The sequence below is a fragment of the Photorhabdus heterorhabditis genome (assembly GCF_001280945.1).
GTDB lineage: Bacteria > Pseudomonadota > Gammaproteobacteria > Enterobacterales > Enterobacteriaceae > Photorhabdus > Photorhabdus heterorhabditis.
Map to the genome: position 1 here is coordinate 77,558 of NZ_LJCS01000007.1, position 15,492 is coordinate 93,049.

15 protein-coding genes are annotated in these 15,492 nt (G+C 42.2%); 6 read left to right on the forward strand and 9 right to left on the reverse strand.

All coding sequences use genetic code 11. The features are described from left to right. Nucleotides 1-77: 77 nt before the first annotated feature. From minC to minE, 3 genes are read left to right on the forward strand one after another with little or no spacing between them, the layout of a single operon-like run. Complete coding sequence (minC, locus tag AM629_RS04585) at nt 78-761, forward strand: septum site-determining protein MinC (protein ID WP_054476565.1); 684 nt, start codon at nt 78-80, stop codon at nt 759-761. A gap of 23 nt (nt 762-784) precedes the next feature. Continuing rightward, on the forward strand, nt 785-1,597 hold the full coding sequence (gene minD / locus AM629_RS04590; protein WP_054476567.1) for a septum site-determining protein MinD: 813 nt from the start codon (nt 785-787) through the stop codon (nt 1,595-1,597). A gap of 3 nt (nt 1,598-1,600) precedes the next feature. Next, nucleotides 1,601-1,870: a cell division topological specificity factor MinE gene (minE, locus tag AM629_RS04595; RefSeq protein WP_054476569.1), complete on the forward strand. Its 270-nt coding sequence runs from the start codon at nt 1,601-1,603 to the stop codon at nt 1,868-1,870. 153 nt (nt 1,871-2,023) lie between these two features. On the opposite strand, the gene rnd is transcribed toward minE, so the two are convergent. Then, complete coding sequence (rnd, locus tag AM629_RS04600; protein ID WP_054476571.1) at nt 2,024-3,151, reverse strand: ribonuclease D; 1,128 nt, start codon at nt 3,149-3,151, stop codon at nt 2,024-2,026. Between the two features lie 87 nt (nt 3,152-3,238). After that, nucleotides 3,239-4,927 carry a long-chain-fatty-acid--CoA ligase FadD gene (gene fadD / locus AM629_RS04605; RefSeq protein WP_054476573.1) on the reverse strand — a complete coding sequence of 563 codons (1,689 nt, stop codon included), beginning with the start codon at nt 4,925-4,927 and terminating at the stop codon, nt 3,239-3,241. Nucleotides 4,928-5,463: 536 nt separating this feature from the next. Here fadD and AM629_RS04610 point away from each other — a divergent pair. Further along, nucleotides 5,464-5,883, forward strand: a complete 420-nt coding sequence (locus AM629_RS04610; protein WP_054476574.1) for a GNAT family N-acetyltransferase — start codon at nt 5,464-5,466, stop codon at nt 5,881-5,883. Between the two features lie 272 nt (nt 5,884-6,155). Here the strand turns inward: AM629_RS04610 and AM629_RS04615 are convergent, their stop codons facing one another. The 4 genes from AM629_RS04615 to AM629_RS04630 all read right to left on the reverse strand — a co-directional run bounded on the left by AM629_RS04615 (nt 6,156) and on the right by AM629_RS04630 (nt 9,944). Beyond that, the gene (locus tag AM629_RS04615; RefSeq protein ID WP_054476576.1) at nt 6,156-6,737 is read right to left on the reverse strand and encodes a Slp family lipoprotein; all 582 of its coding nucleotides are present in this window, start codon (nt 6,735-6,737) and stop codon (nt 6,156-6,158) included. A gap of 94 nt (nt 6,738-6,831) precedes the next feature. After that, nucleotides 6,832-7,527, reverse strand: coding sequence for a tRNA (adenosine(37)-N6)-threonylcarbamoyltransferase complex dimerization subunit type 1 TsaB (gene tsaB / locus AM629_RS04620; protein WP_054476578.1), 696 nt, complete (start codon nt 7,525-7,527; stop codon nt 6,832-6,834). A 160-nt stretch (nt 7,528-7,687) separates the two neighbouring features. After that, entirely contained in the window at nt 7,688-7,927 is a 240-nt protein-coding gene (locus tag AM629_RS25180) for a helix-turn-helix domain-containing protein (RefSeq protein ID WP_420806655.1), read from the reverse strand. Between the two features lie 106 nt (nt 7,928-8,033). Next, nucleotides 8,034-9,944 carry a DNA repair helicase YoaA gene (locus AM629_RS04630; RefSeq protein ID WP_054476580.1) on the reverse strand — a complete coding sequence of 637 codons (1,911 nt, stop codon included), beginning with the start codon at nt 9,942-9,944 and terminating at the stop codon, nt 8,034-8,036. A 102-nt stretch (nt 9,945-10,046) separates the two neighbouring features. Between AM629_RS04630 and AM629_RS04635 the strand changes: the two genes are divergently transcribed. After that, nucleotides 10,047-10,391, forward strand: a complete 345-nt coding sequence (locus AM629_RS04635) for a RidA family protein (protein ID WP_054476583.1) — start codon at nt 10,047-10,049, stop codon at nt 10,389-10,391. 967 nt (nt 10,392-11,358) lie between these two features. Here the strand turns inward: AM629_RS04635 and mdtI are convergent. The 3 genes from mdtI to zwf form a co-directional block, all read right to left on the reverse strand. After that, the gene (mdtI, locus tag AM629_RS04645; RefSeq protein WP_054476587.1) at nt 11,359-11,691 is read right to left on the reverse strand and encodes a multidrug/spermidine efflux SMR transporter subunit MdtI; all 333 of its coding nucleotides are present in this window, start codon (nt 11,689-11,691) and stop codon (nt 11,359-11,361) included. A 1-nt stretch (nt 11,692) separates the two neighbouring features. Then, nucleotides 11,693-12,109, reverse strand: a complete 417-nt coding sequence (gene mdtJ / locus AM629_RS04650) for a multidrug/spermidine efflux SMR transporter subunit MdtJ (protein ID WP_054476590.1) — start codon at nt 12,107-12,109, stop codon at nt 11,693-11,695. Between the two features lie 580 nt (nt 12,110-12,689). After that, entirely contained in the window at nt 12,690-14,165 is a 1,476-nt protein-coding gene (gene zwf, locus AM629_RS04655) for a glucose-6-phosphate dehydrogenase (protein WP_054476592.1), read from the reverse strand. Nucleotides 14,166-14,507: 342 nt separating this feature from the next. On the opposite strand from zwf, the gene AM629_RS04660 reads away from it, so the two are divergent. Beyond that, nucleotides 14,508-15,368 carry a MurR/RpiR family transcriptional regulator gene (locus AM629_RS04660; RefSeq protein WP_054476594.1) on the forward strand — a complete coding sequence of 287 codons (861 nt, stop codon included), beginning with the start codon at nt 14,508-14,510 and terminating at the stop codon, nt 15,366-15,368. Nucleotides 15,369-15,492 lie beyond the last annotated feature (124 nt).

Here is a 15,492-nt window from a genome sequence, read left to right on the forward strand (position 1 = left end):
CTTATTGTATTTCAAAATATCGCATCCCAGATGTTGTTTCTGGGGATCTCAAATTTGCTGAATCTGAGTCAGGATAGATGTCACAGTCGCCAATTGAGCTAAAAGGCAGTAATTTTACACTTTCAGTCGTTCATCTATACAATGATCAACCTGAAATTATTCTACAGGCCCTACAGGGAAAGGTGGAACAAGCACCGGATTTCCTGAAAAATGCGCCTGTTGTCATTAATATCTCCGCTCTGCCGGCAGAAGCTGATCTAAAAGCTCTACATCATGCTATTGATTCAGCAGGATTCCGTATTGTCGGAATTAGCGGTTGCCGTGATGAAAAGCAACGCCAGGCGGCAATAAAAGCATCCTTACCGCTGTTGAATGAAGGCAAAAAACAAAAAGTTCCGGTACAGGAAAATAAACCGGCAGAACCTACGGCTAAAAAAACTCGCATAATTAATTTACCTGTTCGTTCAGGCCAGAGAATTTATGCGCAAGGAAGTGATCTTATTGTCACTAGCAATGTGAGTGCCGGTGCAGAATTGATTGCGGACGGCAATATTCATATCTATGGCATGATGCGAGGCCGAGCATTAGCCGGTGCATCCGGTGATCAGGAATGCCTGGTTTTTTGCACTCATTTAAACGCCGAGTTAGTCTCTATCGCAGGACAATATTGGCTCGGCGATAAAATCCCAACTGAATTAGCAGGAAAAGCCGCAAAACTTAGCCTGATAAATAATGAATTAACTATCGAACCTTTAATCTAGCCCTTTTAATAAGGAATTACTTCATGGCACGCATTATTGTTGTTACATCAGGTAAAGGTGGCGTTGGCAAAACCACTTCAAGCGCGGCCATTGCTACTGGCCTTGCTCAAAGAGGTAAAAAAACCGTTGTTATCGATTTTGATATCGGTCTACGTAACCTCGATCTCATTATGGGATGTGAACGTCGCGTGGTTTATGACTTCGTAAACGTTATTCAAGGTGACGTCTCACTTAATCAAGCATTAATCAAGGATAAACGTACCGAGAATCTTTATATCTTACCTGCATCACAAACCCGCGATAAAGATGCTCTCACTTCTGAAAGGGTCGAGCAAGTTCTGCTCGATCTGGATAAACAAGGTTTTGATTTTATTATCTGTGATTCTCCAGCCGGAATTGAAAGTGGTGCATTAATAGCACTCTATTTTGCTGATGAAGCCATTATCACAACTAACCCTGAAGTCTCTTCAGTGCGTGATTCAGACCGCATTCTGGGCATTTTAGCCTCTAAATCACGACGCGCTGAACGCGGTGAAGATCCAATTAAAGAGCATCTACTCCTAACCCGTTATAATCCAGGGCGTGTAAGCCGTGGTGATATGCTCAGTATGGAAGACGTTCTGGAAATTTTATGCATTCCTTTAATTGGTGTGATTCCTGAAGATCAATCTGTGTTGCGTTCATCCAACCAAGGAGAGCCTGTTATTTTAGATACGGAATCCGATGCAGGAAAAGCGTATGCAGATACTGTTGAACGTTTATTGGGCGAAGAGCGTCCTTTTCGTTTCATTGAAGAAGAGAAAAAAGGCTTCTTAAAACGCCTGTTTGGGGGGTAAAACATGGCCTTACTAGATTTTTTTCTGTCGAGGAAAAAGCCGACAGCCAACATCGCTAAAGAGCGACTGCAAATCATTGTGGCGGAACGACGCCGCGGTGATTCTGAACCAGCCTATCTGCCTGACATGAAACGGGATATTCTGGCTGTAATATGTAAATATATACAAGTAGATCCTGAAATGCTCTCAGTGCAATTTGAGCAGAAAGGTGATGACATCTCCGTACTGGAGTTGAATATAACATTACCTGAAACAGAAGAAGCTCAGAAATAACGTGGGTAAACAAGGTTGTTTTATCATTATAGCCAAGATAGCCAAGTCGATTATGTGACAGCCTGAGATGGGGTAACTCTAAATGAGAACCCCACCCACGTGCTTTAGCCTGATATCGAGCAGGCTAAAGCAACTGCTCTCATCTGATGCGTGTTAATTAGGATAATTCGACAGAATCTCTGCGACGGGTTCTGCCAACCATTCTCCTCGCCACCCACTGAGCAATTCAGGTTTGCCATTTAATCGCTTCAACTTCCAGTGAGCACTGAGTAACTGATTAATCTGACGACGAGACGCCAGTAATTCTGAATTAAATTTATGCCATTCACTTATCTGACTGATCAGTGCCTTAATATCCTTAAACGCTTGGCGATAACCAGGTTGATCAATCAAGTTTGTCACTGGTGGAGGACACTCGCTTTCTGGAATCTTTTCACTTTCAACCACCATTGCCAACAAGCGACGCCCATGACAACGAATCTCCTGCCCACTTAACCCCAATGCATCCAACTCCGCCAAAGAGGTTGGCATATAACGCGCTACCTGCCACAGATTTTCTTCACGAATAACAAAATTCACAGCCAAATTACGCTCTCTGGCCTGATTCAAACGCCATGCCGCCAGCTTTTTCAAACACGCAAGCTGCTGGGGACGTAATTGACAGATATTACCTATCTGTTTATAAGCACATTCCGGGGCTAATATTTCCCTGCGACGTTGACTGATAAGCTCACATTCCCCAATCGCTGCCTCCATATATCCGGCTTGCGTTGTTGCAGTCATCAAAATATCAGCCAAAGGCAGCAGATAATAAACATCCGCTGCCGCATATTCGCACTGCTTTTCACTTAACGGACGAGCAAGCCAGTCAGTACGAGATTCGCTTTTATCCAGTTCGACATGGATATATTCAGCCACTAATGCGGCAAAACCACATGAAAGAGGATGCCCGATAAAAGCGGCAAGGACTTGAGTATCTACCATCGGCTCCGGTAAACATTGAAAAGCATTCAGAAAGACTTCCAAATCTTCACTACCCGCGTGCAAAAACTTCAATATCTGAGGATTGGTAATTAATTCACGAAAAGGTTGCCAGTTGGTGATATTAAGTGGATCTATCAGAGACAGTTGCTCGCCATCATACAGTTGTATCAAACCTAATTGTGGGTAATACGTCCGTGTGCGTACAAATTCAGTATCCAATGCTATTTTTGAGTGTTCTTTCGCTCTTTCGCAGACTTGTTGCAACTGAGCATCTGTGGTGATCAACTGATAATTCAAAACATAGTTCTCTTAGCCATTATGGAGTAAGCACGACAACGCCGGTTTTATCCGGCGTTGTCGTGCTCATAAGTATTATGAAAAGGATCAAGCTACAATCGCATTCCTTACTTTTTCCTCTTCACCTCGTAGTTCCCTCCGAAGAATTTTACCCACATTAGATTTAGGTAATTCATCCCGGAACTCAATGATCTTAGGTACTTTATACCCAGTCAAATAACGACGACAATGCGTTTTAAGCTCATCCTCGGTCAATCCAGGCTCTCTGCGAACCACAAACACTTTGACGGTTTCACCTGAGCTTTCACTTGGTACGCCTATTGCTGCTGACTCTAGCACTTTCGGGTGAGCTGATACAACATCTTCAACTTCATTAGGATATACATTAAAACCAGAAACCAAAATCATATCTTTTTTACGATCTACGATATGAATAAAACCTTGCTCATTAATATTCGCAATATCACCCGTCGCGACCCAACCATCTTTCAATACCTCTTCTGTCGCATCAGGACGATTCCAATAACCCACCATAACTTGTGGGCCACGGACCCACAGCTCCCCCTGTTGGCCTATTGGAACCTCATTACCATCATCATCGGTAAGTTTGATTTCTGTTGAAGACACTGGAAAACCTATACTACCCGTGTAATTTTTCACGTTGTAAGGATTACAGGAAACTAGTGGTGAACACTCTGTCAAACCATAGCCCTCAAGAAGAGTCCTTCCAGTCACTTCAGCCCACTTCTCAGCCACTGTTTTCTGAACTGGCATACCACCACCAACAACAAGACGCAATTCGGAAAAATCAAGCTTCTTAAATTCTTCGTTATTCAACCAGGCGTTAAATAACGTATTCACTCCAGTCACTGCAGTAAATGGATAACGACCCAATTCTTTAGCTGTCCCTGAAATATCACGCGGGTTAGTAATCAGAAGATTACATCCACCCACGTAAATAAGTAGCAAACAGTTCACCATTAACGCGAATATATGATAAAGCGGCAACGCAGTAACTATTAGCTCCTGACCTACACGCAGTAATGGTGAATAAACTGCTTTTGCCTGTTCAAGATTCGCTAGCATGTTACGGTGACTCAGCATTGCCCCTTTAGCAACGCCAGTAGTGCCGCCAGTGTATTGCAAGAAAGCCAAATCATCACCGTTAATATCCGGCTTCACATATTGCATGCGATAACCTTTGTGTATCGCACAACGAAATGAGATAGCATCAGGCAGGTGATACTTCGGTACCAGTCGTTTGATATATTTCACAGCAAAATCAACCAATGTACCTTTAGGACGAGCTAGCTGATCACCCATACGAGTCAAAATAACATGTTTAACTCTGGTATTAAAAACGACCTTTTCCAGTGTATGAGCAAAGTTAGAAACGATCACAATGGCTGAAGCACCACTGTCATTAAGCTGATGTTCAAGCTCACGTGGCGTATACAACGGGTTGACGTTTACAGCAATCAAACCTGCGCGCAAAGCACCAAACAGAGCAACAGGATATTGCAACAAGTTTGGCATCATCAGTGCAATACGATCCCCTTTGCTTAATCCCAAACCATTTTGTAAATAAGCGGCAAACGCCCGGCTACGCTCTTCTAACTTACGGAAGGTCATAACCTCACCCATATTTATATACGCAGGTTGATCTGCATAGTGCGCAACGGCATTTTCAAACATCTCAACCAATGATGCATAACGATCCGGATCAATTTCCATAGGGATATCTGCCGGATAATGCTTTAGCCAGACTTTCTCCAAGGTAGTACTCCTGAAATTTTATAATTGCTATGTTATCACTCGCCTAATAAATAACGCACGCCTTGTTTTAACAAATTATTAACTCAGCGTACCAGTTTAAAAAAGAAACATTGTTCAGGTTGAGATATACATCACTAATTTAATGTTAACTCTTCATACAGAAAACGAAGAGAACTGTGCCGTCTGTAAATTATTTTTAATTATCAGTATATTATTGCCATGGTTAACATTTAACCTTGTAGCTATTGATTATACATTGACCGATACATTTTCACTTAAGATAGCATTTTTAGAATAGTATTTATTGCTTTCATCTATTCCAATACATTATTAAAAAACCAAAACTAATAAAACATGATTATGAACAACATAACGATCAGAATGGCGAGCTATGAAGATGGTGTTACCATCAGCGATATATACCTGTTATCTTTCAAGTTGCCTCTTTGTTGGCTGCACTCACTCACCCCAGTCACAGAGTTATCTATGCTCCTGGGGATTCGCTCCCTTGCCGTCGCGATGCATCTTGAAATCTATTGGGTATAGAACGACAAGCGGCTTCCCTTTTTCCAGATGAACTACTGCCGAAAACACTCTGTAGTCAAACCTTGCCTGTACATGAAATTGAATCAGCAGTTCAAGAACAACGACTTTGGGTAGCAGAAAGTGATCAAAAACGGGTCGGATTCGCGCTAATCCGCTTTTCAAATCAATTAACTCTGTTAGCTGAGATTGATGTACTACCTGAATATAATGGCAAGGGCATTGCCAGTGCCCTTCTTAATTCAATCATCGAAAAATTAAAGCAGCACGACAAAACGGCACTTTATCTCACAACTTTCCGCGATTTTATGCCAAGCCGCAGATTATATGATAAATTTGGTTTTGTAGTACTATACCCTTCATCTTTCAAGCTGCTGCTTTGTTGGCTGCGTTTACTTACCCCAGTCACATAGTTATCTATGCTCCTGGGGATGCGTTCACTTGCCGCCGCACTGCAACTTGAAATCTATTGGGTATAGAATCGGGTGATATTCCTGATGAATTACGGAAAACTTTGGCTAAGGAAGCAACCGCTGGCTTGGGTACAAGGATTGCAATGAAGTTAACGATAATACCCCCAAAAATAGCGACATAAATAACCGCCACATAAATGCGGCGGTTTCAACAAAATTAGATTACGGCACCCATAAACTGCTTATTAACAGTTCCCGGTATTGAAATTAGCTCACCGGGTCAAAATAGTCTCAACAGACGCTGGATCGGGATAATACCAATTCCATCCCCAACCTGAATAATATGGATAACCATAATAATTCCAGGCCCCAGAATTATAAGGCACCAATACCCGCTGAACAGTCTTCCAACGTTGATAGCCCGTTGCATTAATCACAACATAGGCGTGATCCGCATGACCAATTTTACCCTTCTCCAACCCCATTATCGGGCCAACAACAGTGACGTAATTTCCTTTAAAATCATCAGGCTCAAGAAAGTTATTAACATAAGCATAGACACGACCGAAAGAAGGCTCATGCAATTCTGGACTGGCATCTGATGCTAATGGCAATGACGATATCTCCAGACGGGTACGATGATTTTCATTCACCACATCAAGTACCTTACCACCAAACCTCCCTTCCTGACCGATAAACAACTCAGGTGCATTCTTAACAGAAAGCAGATCTTGAACTGGTGATGGTGACGTTCCTTTTACTGAATCAGGAACAGAGATACAACCTGTGAGCATGACAACAGCTAATACGACTAGTGCTTGAATACTCATTCGGCAGTTTATTACTTTTAACATAACCACCTTCTCCTGAAAATTGATCCAATAATACGATCAAAATAACTCTATTTATTTGATGCTTTGTTTTACTACAAGTTTCATCAATCGATGCTTAACGGCCCGGTAATTTTTTCCAAGTAACTTCATTACGTAAGTATACCGGTTCAGCGTGTTCTACGGCCGTTATCTCACCGTTCCGCCACATCTGCACAGCCAGGGGTAACATATCTTCAGCATGAGGTAATGTGATATCACTATCAGTTAGCGTTAAATGACTTGTCACCAATTGAGGATAAGCCTGCCAGCCAGTACCAGCAATCACCCAATCTCCATTCAATGAAGCCATAATCTCCTGTACCCGCTCCGGTTTCAGCACGGCTTCTGTTTCATTGCCCTGCCATTCACCTCTCTGATTACGAACATATTGCCCCCAGTAAATTTCCCCCATCCGGGCATCAATAGCCGTTAATACTTGGGTTGATCCTGTCAGACGAAAAACACCTTGTGCCATTGTATTGAGCGTTGAAACACCAATTACCGGCAATTCAGCTCCCAGAGCCAACCCCTGAGCAATACCAACACCAATACGCACACCAGTAAAACTACCCGGTCCACGACCAAAAGCTAGGGCATCAAGTTGCTGTAAACTGACACCCGCTTCTGCCAGAACAGATTGGACCATAGGTAAAATACGTTGTGTGTGTTCACGTGGAGAAATTTCAAACTGTGCCAAAACGGCACCATTATTCCAAAGAGCAACTGAACAGGCTTCCGTTGCAGTATCAATAGCCAGAATTCGTGTGGACATGCCTTAACCTCGGCAAGTAATATATAATTCGAAATAAGGCGCTATCTTATCATAACTTTGTCTATTTTACCCAGCAGACGGCCATAAGCCGGCTATTTACTACTTTCACAACATGGAACATTCTTAATTACGTTACGCAATGGCCTGAATACCATTCTTCTTAACTATCGTAAGCAACCAAGAGCCGGCCCTCTGTTTTTTTTGTCCCTCGCTCCCAATCCGATATAAGATTTTTACTCACATTTAAATACCGGGCAAAAACAGGTTGTGACAAATGTTCCCGCTCACGAAGAAAACGTATTTCCTCTGGAGATAATGATTCTATGGGGGGCAAACAGGCGGCATCAAACTCACGCATAGTTTGCTTATTGACACCCCCTATTTCACTCAATGCCTCCATCGTTTCGTGAATTGCAGCAAATGCCCCACTACGATACTTTTTAACCCTATTTAATCACCTCTGAAAAATGCCCCTTTTCAATTAACCTATCTTTTTCCTCTTTGATTCAAGAAGATTGCCGAGCCTCAAGGAAAGCAACGGCTTTTGTTAAATCACGAGTTCGTGGCGAAGGGGGTAAACTGCTAAGAAACACTTCGCCATAAGGACGCATCACCAGTCGGTTATCACAAATCACGACCACACCATAATCATCGACATCACGAATAAGCCGCCCGACACCTTGTTTCAGGCTGATAACCGCATCTGGCAGCTGAACTTCATTAAATGCATCACCACCTTTTAGCTGACAATCTTCAATACGCGCTTTTAATAATGGATCATCCGGCGCCGTAAATGGCAACTTATCGATAATGACACAAGAAAGCGCATCACCCCGCACATCTACACCTTCCCAAAAACTGCTGGTTGCCACTAATAACGCATTGCCGGCAGAAATAAACTGCGAAAGTAGCTGACTTTTGCTGGTTTCACCCTGAACTAAAATCGGCAATGTCATGCTGGCACGGAACTCTTCAGCCAAACTGCGCATCATCTGGTGTGAAGTACATAAAAAGAAACAACGGCCTTTATTAGTTTCAATCAGCGGCTTAAGCATCTTCGCCAACCATTTTGCACCACCCGCCTGATTAGGTGACGGCAAATGCCGAGGAACACAAAGTAGTGTCTGACTCTGATAATCAAATGGACTTGGCAATAATAAGGTCTTTGCTTGTTTTAGCCCAAGCCGTTCGGTGAAATGTGAAAGCTGTTCGTTAACAGATAATGTGGCTGACGTAAAAACCCAACAGCTGGATTGCTCATTAATAATTTCACTGAATTTGTCGGAAACTGACAAAGGTGTCAACGCCAGAAGAAAATGGCGACCATAACTTTCAAACCAATAACTGTAACCGGGGATGGTCACCTCTTTCAAACGCTTAAGGCGATTACGATAAACTGTCGCTCTTTCAAATGCAGCATCCAGCATAACTGAACGCCCTAAAGATAATTTCATCACGTCATAACAAAGCTCAAGTGCATCATCAAGCAATACGAGTGCCCGTTGCACATGCGTATTTTGCAATAACTCTCGCAAATTGCCACGATAACCATTCTCGCCCAACGCCAGCCGGAAATCCTGTGTACTCTGACTTAGGCGATCTGCGCTCTTTTGTAACTGAGCTTGATCCCGTACTTCCGTGCGGTACGCCATAATAATATCTCTGGATAGATCCATTAGCTGGCGACTGCTTAATTGCTGACCAAAATATTGACTAGCGATATCGGGAATTTGATGTGCCTCATCAAATATCTTGACTTCCGCTTGTGGGATCAACTCACCGAATCCAGTTTCTTTCACCACCATATCCGCCATAAACAGATGATGGTTGACAACGATCACATCCGCATCCATTGCCCGACGACGAGCTTTCAAAACAAAGCATTCCTGATAACTCGGACAATCACTGCCAAGGCAATTATCATTAGTGCTGGTTACCAACGGCCAAACCTGGCTATCTTCCGCTATCTGATGGCAAGTGCTGATATCCCCCTCTTCCGTTTGCGAAGACCAGCTTTTCAATCGAACCATATCTGACAGAACTTCCGCTTCCAGTTGCCCTCCGCTAAAAGAATTCTGTTCCAGTCGTTCCAGGCAAAGATAATTTGAACGGCCTTTTAACAGTGCCAGTTTACCAGAGAAATTAATTGCCTCAGCAACAGTCGGCAAGTCACGATTATAAAGCTGATCCTGTAATGCTTTGGAACCAGTAGAAATAATCACTTTTTGCCCAGAACGCAATGCAGGCACCAGATAAGCAAATGTCTTACCCGTTCCTGTGCCCGCCTCTACCACCAATTGTTGATGGTTTTTAATTGCACACTTAATAGCAACAGCCATTTCTCGTTGAGCATCACGGGGTTTGAAACCTTTTATTGCTTTAGCAAGCGTACCGTTTTTCGCAAAATCGTCTGACACAGACCGTCTCTTTTAATAGAATGGATGGAGATTATGCCAATACTATTCCCTGATCACCACCCAAAATCCGGCAGATATAGTCGTTAACTTAAAGAGGTATCCATGAAAATTGAACGTATTGATCCACAAGATCGCTGGTCCGAAGCAGTAATCCACAACAAAACCATTTATTACACCAGTGTCCCAGAAAAACTGGATGGTGATATTACGGAGCAGATGGCTGATACACTGGCCGCTATTGATATCATGTTACAGCGCCTTGGTTCTGATAAAAGTAAAATTATCGATGCCACTATTTTTCTGGCTGATACAGAAGACTTTGCCGGTATGAACACCGTCTGGGATGCATGGGTTGTCGCAGGAAGTGCGCCCGTGCGCTGCACAATTGAAGCCAAACTGATGAACCCCAAATATAAAGTCGAAATAAAAATTATCGCGGGAATTTAATATTAATCTCGGGATATTCCTTATTACCCGTAGTTATCCCGTTATCTTTCAAGTTGCCTTTTTGTTGGCTGCACTCTCTCCCTTGCCGTCGCGATCCATCTTGAAATCCATTGGGAATATATTTTACTGTTTCAGATATATTCCCAGCTTTGCAGACAATAGCTGACAAAAATTTGATACCAAAACTTACTATAAATCAATCTCTCAGACCAAAACATCGACTCTAACAATGGCCCTTTTTTAAAATAACTTTAAATTATGCCATGTTTAAGTAACTAATAAGACTTTAATAATAAATTTAAACAAAATAATCACCACTACTGTTTATAATAAAGAGAGTTTATTTCATCTGACAAAGTTAATACACCAAACGGATTTTCTATATTTACACTTCAAATATTGAATTATGCTTATGAGTCATCCATACTTTCTAATAAGCACATAAGTGCCTGGCCATTGTTTAGTGAATATCAACGTGGCCTAACTTTTATCACTTGGTATGGAGCATTCTATGGATGTTTGTTCAAGTTGTAATTGTTCCTTTCATGATTCAATTGTTGCAGAACTAGAAGGCAAGCTCTACAAAAGTTGCCCATCTTGTTCTGTCTCAATTGGTCAACACATTTTCTATCGCTATGAAGACTTTGGCATGAGGGATATGGGTGATGGTCTCCATATCGTTCAATCTTGGTGCCCTGGCTGTCGTTCGAAAGATGGTCATACACCAGATGTATGTTTTACTTGCTAAAAGTCATTTTATCTATATCTGCTGGCTATTATGCAAAATAGTTGTATACCAGCAGATATATATCTTTGCCCTGATTTTTAAAATTAAAGAGGGAGGCGACATACAGTATTTAATTAAAATATCTGAGCAGAGAAAAAATAATTATAAGCTGCATCAGAAGCTAAAAAATTAAAACAATCGCTGTAAATCACACTCCCCCAGATTGGGTTACACTATGGCTTAAGCCATCTTGATCATCACCATCCCCAACAGCAATAAAGCAATTCCCCCCCAACCTTTACAATTCAAACGTTGATTAAACATAATCCAACCAGCTGCAACTGTTACGATAATACCGAAAGCCCCCCACAAAGCATAAGCAATAGAAAGCTCAATTCCCTTCACTGCCTGAGCAAGCGCACTGAAAGCCCCAAGGACAGCAATAAGTGAGAGAATGCCCATCCAAGGACGTCTGAAACCATCAGAAAATTTTAGTAAAATATTCGCTAAAATTTCTAACACTACAGCAAGAAACAGAAACGCAGCATGCCACCATTCAAATTGTTGCAACATGTTATGCCTCCTTTATTTTACTGTTTTTGGTGGTTGCGGCACTGACAGCCTTACTTGCCATCTGTTTCATTGCCTCAGCTGATTTTTTGACCGTGGCTTTTTTAGTGCCAGATTTAATCAGCATAATTCCTGTCACCAGCAGAGCCAAACCGCCCACTTTCATCAATGACAGTGATTCATCAAACCACATCACACTAAAAACAGTAATAAATAGAATGCCAACACCTTCCCACAAAGCATACGCAACGCCCAATGCAACTTTTTTCACTGCCATTGCCAGCAAGATATAGGATGTGGCGATCATGATGTACATAACTGCCATGCCAGCTACACCACCGGAAACACTGGCATGTTTCATCGATAAGGTACCGATAACTTCGGTAACAATTGCCATTGCAAGGAATAACCAATAAATCATTTTCTTTCTCCTGAACACGCAAATATGCACGTCAAGACACAAGTCACAAATAATCTAATCCCACCTACGCATGAGATGAAAAATAAATAACCTGATGTTTTGACGAAACAGAAACACCGGTTGAAAACCGGTTAACAGGAGTCAGACGCTACAATGCACCGCACCAGTAATGTTCACTGGATAAAATGGCAGAAAGGAAAAGTACGTGGGTGGAACTTTGAAACTTGACGCTTTTGCCGCTGTTCATGGTATTTTATTCTTTCATCGCACCGACAATCTGTGCGATATACTAAGAATCCTCATAGTTATAGTGTCGGTTACTTTGATACTTCTACCATATGGAATAATAGAAAGCAATTATTCAATTTTATTCTTTTCTCGTCTAACATCACAAAATGAATAAAAAAACAGCGCAGATATCAGTATAAACCGATAAGACCAAGCCGCTTATAACGCGGCTTGAGCCTCAATGAAGGTATACCCTTCATCTTTCAAGTTGCTGCTTTGTTGGCTGCGTTCACTTGCCGCCGCGCTGCATCTTGAAATCTATTGGGGTTATGCGTTCCTCATTTATTGCCGGTTACTCAAACTCATTCCACGAACGGCCATCACGAGTGATCATAGCAACAGAAGCAACTGGCCCCCATGTTCCCGCCTGATAAGGCTTAGGAGCGTCATTATCTGCCACCCATGCCTCCATAATGGAATCAACCCACTTCCAGGCTTCCTCCACTTCATCACGACGAACGAATAACGCCTGAATACCACGCATAGCTTCCAGCAGCAGCCTTTCATAAGCATCTGCTAACGGAATATGATTGAAAGTTTCAGAAAAACTCAGATCCAGCTTGGTGGTTTGCAAACGGTGCTTATGTTCAAGCCCCGGTGCTTTATTCAGCACTTCAATATCAATACCTTCATCCGGTTGCAAACGAATAGTCAGCTTGTTTTGCGGTAATTGTTGATAAGATTCAGAAAACAGATTCAACGCTGGTTTCTTAAAATAAACCACCACTTCAGAACATTTAGTTGGCAATCGTTTACCGGTTCTCAGATAGAAAGGCACCCCGGCCCAACGCCAGTCATCAATATCGACACGGATAGAGACAAAAGTTTCTGTCCTGCTAGACTGATTCGCGCCCTCTTCTTCCAGATAACCCGGAACTTTACTCCCTTGTACAAAACCGGCGGTGTACTGACCGCGTACCGTTTTCTCCCGCACATTGGTGCGATCAATACGACGCAGGGAACGCAATACTTTCACTTTCTCATCACGGATATGGTCTGTTGTCAAATCTGCCGGTGGGGACATAGCAATCATAGTTAGAATTTGTAACAGATGATTTTGAATCATATCGCGCATCTGCCCGGCTTGATCAAAATAACCCCAACGACCTTCAATACCGACTTCTTCCGCTACTGTAATTTGTACATGATCAATTGTCCGGTGATCCCAGTTATTGACAAACAACGAATTGGCAAAACGCAGTGCTAACAGGTTTAATACCGTTTCCTTGCCCAGATAATGGTCAATGCGGTAAACCTGACACTCATTGAAATATTTAGCAACCTCATCATTAATGGCTTTGGATGACTCAAGATCCGTCCCCAGAGGCTTTTCCATCACAACTCGGTTTGGCTCTTTATTCAACCCCGCAAGACCCAATCCGTGGCAAACAGCACCAAAAGTGCTTGGTGGCATCGCAAAATAGTGGATTGCAGGCCGGTTATCTTGCTTAAGAATTTTTTTCAGTCTGGTGAAATCTTCCTTTTCGTTCACATCCAGGTTACAAAACGCCAAACGTGCACTCAACGTCTGCCATAACTTTGGATCTAATTCTTCCGGCAAAAATGTATTTAAAGCTTCTTCAACAACTTTGGTATAAGCTTTTTTATCCCAATCAGCCCGACCCACACCAATAATCCGTGTTTCAGGATGGATATAACCCGCTTTCTCGAGCTGATAAAGGGAAGGTAATAATTTCCGGCGAGCCAAATCCCCTTTAGCCCCAAAAATTACTAAATCACAAGCCTGAGCTGTGGAAGTAACCGCCATATTGCATCTCCTCATTGCGGGATATTGTAATTTTGTTACAGCCTTAACCAATAATGTACCCTTTTGGTTATAGCGCGTAAACAGCTATAGTAAATAACTCTAATCTTCCATTAACAACGGGGGCTACCACCACTGAATAGTTATATTCATATGTAATTTTGCAACTTATATGAAAGATAATTACTAATATGAAAGTTAGACACTTGTCATACTTTTATGAAAAATATTAAATTATTGTGATTTCCTGCTGCCAGCTTCAATTTACTAGTAGTATATTTTCATAAAACTTACATAGATTTCTCCTTTGAATGAAATCGTTAAAACCATAGGTAACTACGTTTTATGAACACACTGGAACGGGTGCAAAACAGTATTGAATTCTTGAGTAAATCAGAAAAAAAAGTGGCGCAAATTATTCTGGCTTCACCGCAAACAGCAATTCATTCCAGTATTGCAACGCTGGCAAAAATGGCACAAGTCAGTGAACCAACCGTTAACCGTTTTTGCCGTCGTCTGGATACCAAAGGTTTCCCCGATTTCAAACTCCATCTGGCCCAAAGCCTTGCCAATGGCACGCCTTATGTAAACCGTAATGTTGAAGAAAGTGACACTGTTAGCGCCTACACCAATAAGATATTTGAATCAGTAATGGCGACGCTGGACACGGTAAAAAACAATTTGGATATCACTGCGGTTAATCGGGCTGTCGATTTACTGACTCAGGCCCGGAAAATCTCATTTTTTGGCTTAGGTGCTTCTGCCGCTGTTGCTCATGATGCAATGAATAAATTCTTCCGGTTCAATATTCCGGTTATTTATTTTGATGACGTTGTGATGCAACGGATGAGCTGTATTAACAGTGCCGAAGATGATGTAGTCGTGTTGATATCCCATACTGGCAGGACGAAAAGCCTGGTTGAAGCGGCACAACTTGCGCGTGAAAATAATGCAACGGTCATCGCGATTACCTCACAAAATTCCCCACTTGCTCGCGAAGCAACGCTCGCCATTCTTCTGGATGTACCGGAAGATACGGATATCTATATGCCAATGGTTTCAAGAATCGCCCAATTAACTGTTATCGATGTTCTAGCTACCGGATTTACCCTGCGTCGTGGCACAACATTCAGAGATAACTTAAAAAGAGTCAAAGAAGCACTACGAAATTCACGTTTTGATAAGATTGGCTTTCCCCCGGTCTGAAACCTTTACTGTCAGGCTGACTCGCAACGATTGCGCAGTCAGCGATCGCCTATTGCTCATTGAGTGTCTGTAAATAATCTGCACTGGTCAATTTACCAATGTCATCCCCACATTCTAAACGATA